The organism is Roseobacter sp. HKCCD6576-2 (assembly GCF_013179285.1).
In the GTDB taxonomy this organism is placed as follows: Bacteria; Pseudomonadota; Alphaproteobacteria; order Rhodobacterales; family Rhodobacteraceae; genus Rhodophyticola; species Rhodophyticola oceani.
In genome coordinates this window covers 1-3,502 of sequence record NZ_WVNW01000041.1, presented here as the reverse complement: position 1 = coordinate 3,502, position 3,502 = coordinate 1, and the positions used below count along the sequence as shown (strand labels likewise).

The following is a 3,502-nucleotide window of genomic DNA, read 5'->3' as shown; positions in this document are numbered from 1 at the left end:
CCGACGGTATCACTGTCTATCGAACCCTCCTTCAAGCGGAGCGCGATCTGATTTCGACCCGCGCCGAGATTCTGCGTCTACAGATGCGTCGAGCCGCCCTTGAAGGGGCGCTGGTTGCCTGGGGTGATGCTCAATGACCGACGCCCCGTTTTCTACGGCCTCTATGAAGCTCGGACAAGCGCTTGGTGCACAGGCCGCTTTGGTTGGCGCAACAGTCGATCCGCGGAGCTTGGCCGAAGCCGGAAACAACGTGCATGAGTTGCGCTGGCTCCTGCAGCGCAATGATCTCGTTCTTGCGCCCTTACGCACGTCTCGGCGCATAGATCGCCCGCTGCCGCTCTGTCTGCGTCTGAAGGACGAGACATGGGTGGTGGTGATCGCCTCCGATGGTGAGACAGTGACACTCTCCGATCCAGATCTTCCGGGCGAGGGGCGCGTGCTTCCGTTGCGCAGCCTGCAGGCCGTCGCAACGCGCGATGCGCTCGCTTTGCGCAAATCTCTTGATCGGGTTGCGCTTGAGCAAGACGTTATTGGCGCCCGACGTCATTGGTTCTGGTCACGAGCCTTTTCCAAGGAAACGCCTCTGGGCAGTGTTTTCGCGGCCTCCCTGGTCGCAAATATTCTCGCGGTTGTGACTTCGCTCTTTGCGCTTCAGGTCTATGACCGGGTCATCCCGAACCGCTCGGAAGAGACACTCTGGGTGCTCTTGATCGGGGTTTTTGTTGCCGTCGTTCTCGAAGCCGTCATGCGAGTAGCCCGCGCGCGGGTCATGGATCGGGCCGGCCGCCGACTTGACGTGGAAGCTTCTGCCGATTTGCTGCGCCGCCTCTTTGCCTTGAAGATGGGCCCGTCAACACCAAGGGCCAGTCGTCTGTCACAGCTCATGCGAGAGTTTGGTGCTGTGCGGGAGTTTGTAACCGAAGCAGCTGTGGGCGCCCTCGCGGATGTTCCGTTCTCTTTGCTCTTTCTCCTCCTTGTCTACTGGATCGCAGGCCCGGTTGTGATTGTCCCTGCGGTCGGCATAGTCTTGATGACGATCCCGCCGTTTCTGTTTAAGCGGCGCATGTTGCGTATAGCGGCCTCCTCGCTTGGGGCACAAACCTCAGCAGGGCGCCTCATCAACGAAGTCTCTTATGGGTTGGAAACGGTCAAACTGACCCGGGCAGAGGCGTTTTTTGCAGATCAATGGAAAGACATCAGCGCATTGATCGCAGACTCGTCCTTTCGGCAACGCGCCCTATCCGTCGGTCTCACGCAATGGGCGACAAGTGTCCAGCAGGCAGCATACGCGCTGACCATTGCTGCCTCGGTCTATCAAGTATTCGAAGGCGCGATGACCGTTGGGGCGATCATCGCCACCTCAATCCTCGTCTCTCGCGCCATGTCTCCGATGGCGCGCTTAAGCACCGTCCTGATGCGGTGGCACCAGGTGAGCACAGCCCTTGACGGGTTGGAGGTCATTGCGGATGGACCCTCAGACGTTGCGCCAGACGCGCCGCTGATCAAACGTGGTGCCCAACCGGGCGAGCTATCAATGGAGCGCGTCACCTATAGTTTTTCCGAGGGGGCCGCGCCTGCCCTTGATGTGGCCCGACTACATATTCAGCGGGGCGAGCGTATCGCGCTTCTGGGACCCAACGGGTCCGGTAAGTCGACGCTTCTGCGGCTGTTATCTGGGGTTTACTCCCCCAATACGGGACGTGTCTCGATTGATGGCACCGATATTCACCAGATCGATCCCAACACATATCGCCGGGCTGTCGCCTACTTGTCTCAAGACACAGTCCTTTTCCGCGGCACGTTGCGGGACAACCTTACATTAGGCCGGCAGAACCTGTCCGACGACGATCTCATGTCCGCCATCGAAAAGGCAGGTCTCGGAACAGTCGTGCGCTCGGACCCTCGCGGCTTCAATATGGTGCTCCAAGATGGCGGCACCGGCCTATCGGTCGGTCAGCGTCAGTCGGTCGGGCTAGCCCGCGTTTTCCTGTTGCGTCCCGGCACTATGCTGCTTGATGAACCGACGGCCAGCCTTGACACGAGCCTCGAAGCTCACGTCATCGAGCAACTCCGCACCTGGAACGCACAGGGCACACTTGTCGTAGCGACTCATCGCACACCAATTCTGTCCCTGGTCGACCGGATCATCATCATGGGCAAAGGCCGTATCGTTGCTGACGGGCCAAGAGATGAGATTCTCGAGAAGCTTTCCGCCGCGCAACGGCGCGTGGACGCCACCAGCAGGCCAGATCACGCATCGGCTGAAACACGCGACGACGTCAAGCAAAACGCCAACCCTGCACCAGTTGCGGAGGGTGGATGAATGGCCGTCTTCGATCCCCTGCAAGAAGAACGAAAAGCGGCCGGTCGAGACAGGACGATTATCTGGCTCTGCGTGCTCACACTATGCGCCGTGGTCGGCTGGAGCAGTGTCGCAGAACTGGCTCGTGTGGTCCGCGCCGAAGGACAAGTCGTCACCGCAACCCGGACACAGATTGTCCAGAACCTTGAGGGCGGCATTCTCATCGCGATCGAGGTGGAGGAGGGGGACCGTGTCGCCGCCGGTCAGCAACTGATGCGGCTCGATCCGACCCGCTTTGAGGCCGGTGTGGCAGAGCTCGAGCAGCAGATCACTGCTCTTGAAATCCGCCGGATCCGTCTTGAGGCCGAGGCAAATGAAGATGATATTCTACAAGTCCCCGCCGAGCTCTCCGCACGTCGGCCTGACCTGTCGCGCAGCGAAGAACTCGTCTTTGAGACACGTACTGAGTTACAGGCATCGACAGTCTCACAACTGGAACAGAGCATCAGTCTGCGTGAGCAAGAGGTGAGCTTGCTCCGACCGCTGGTCGCGACCAGAGCAGTCCCTGAGCTACAGATGCTCAACGCGGAACTCGCGCTGGTTGAGCTTGAGACCGAACTGGCGGGGTTTATTGCCGAGCAGCGTCGCGCCGTGGCCGCAGAACTGTCCGAGGTGATCGCCGAGATTGATGTTCTGACCTCAACCTTGGCGGGGCGCCAGGATCAGCTTGCGCGCACTATCGTCGAGGCGCCATCCGCTGGCACCGTCAACCAGCTCTTCTTCTCAACTCTGGGAGCCGTGGTCGGACCTGGAGAACCGATCCTGGAGATCGTCCCGGACGAGGATCAACTGTTGATCGAGGTGCGCGTTGAGCCCCAAGATATTGGCTTTGTCACACACGCTATGCGGGCGACGCTCAAAGTTACTGCCTATGACTTTACAGTGCATGGTACCCTGGGCGGCGAGGTGTTTCGGATCGGCGCCGATACCGTCCCACACCCAACTGACCAGCGTTTACCCGCCGCCTTCATCGTGACCATTCGAATTGATGATGCCGATAAAGATCGCTGGATCGGATCCGGTCGTGAACTGCGCAACGGCATGGTGGTTGAAGCTGAACTACAAGCCAGCACCACCCGTGTGCTTGATTTTGTTTTGCGCCCTGTCCTACGAGCGCGCGAGGCGCTTGCTGAGCTATGA

General features: G+C 59.7%; 2 protein-coding genes. Both read left to right on the top strand.

The features are described from left to right. Positions 1–133 precede the first annotated feature (133 nt). Positions 134–2,323 carry an ATP-binding cassette domain-containing protein gene (locus GTF44_RS21775; protein ID WP_171569634.1) on the top strand — a complete coding sequence of 730 codons (2,190 nt, stop codon included), beginning with the start codon at positions 134–136 and terminating at the stop codon, positions 2,321–2,323. Continuing rightward, positions 2,324–3,502 carry an HlyD family efflux transporter periplasmic adaptor subunit gene (locus GTF44_RS21770; protein WP_171563857.1) on the top strand — a complete coding sequence of 393 codons (1,179 nt, stop codon included), beginning with the start codon at positions 2,324–2,326 and terminating at the stop codon, positions 3,500–3,502. It abuts the gene before it with no gap.

Excerpts from the sequence above, each read along its gene's own strand:
- GTF44_RS21775 (WP_171569634.1), top strand. The coding sequence starts at position 134 with ATGACCGACGCCCCGTTTTCTACGGCCTCTATGAAGCTCGGACAAGCG.
- GTF44_RS21770 (WP_171563857.1), top strand. The coding sequence starts at position 2,324 with ATGGCCGTCTTCGATCCCCTGCAAGAAGAACGAAAAGCGGCCGGTCGA.